Source organism: Bradyrhizobium sp. NBAIM08 (assembly GCF_020193935.1).
GTDB lineage: Bacteria > Pseudomonadota > Alphaproteobacteria > Rhizobiales > Xanthobacteraceae > Bradyrhizobium > Bradyrhizobium yuanmingense.
Window position 1 is genome coordinate 1 of record NZ_JADYVR010000491.1, and the last position, 435, is coordinate 435.

General features: G+C 41.6%; 1 protein-coding gene. It reads left to right on the forward strand.

The annotated features are described in order from the left end of the window. Positions 1-106: 106 nt before the first annotated feature. Positions 107-435 (forward strand): ribonuclease H-like YkuK family protein (locus I6F37_RS40605; protein ID WP_225154461.1); only part of this gene is annotated, 329 nt, incomplete at its 3' end.

The window sequence follows — 435 nt, forward strand, 5'->3', positions numbered from 1 at the left end:
GTCAGGGTTCGAATCCTTGTACTGGTGCATGAAAAGAGCCACGCTGCGATACTTGAGGGCGATCATAGAATTGTACAATCAGTAATTCCAAAGAGGGCAATAAAATATGGAAAAGCAATGGAGAAAATTAAACGGGCAAAAAATTATTCATGCGATAGAAGATGAAGTAAGAGCCGCATTAATAAGTGAGCAGGAAATGATGCACGAAATAAAGGTGTGCATCGGTACAGATAGCCAGGTAAAGGGTAAGGAAACCGATTTTGCCACGGTGATCGTCTTCATCCGGAAAGGGAAAGGAGGATTCATGTATATCTGCAACGAAACCACTTCGCAAAAAATGAGCATCAAACAACGGATGTTGGCAGAAGTGGCTAAAAGCATAGAGATTGCTTATTTGCTGTGCCGGGTATTCACTCATTTCAATGTAGATATGGA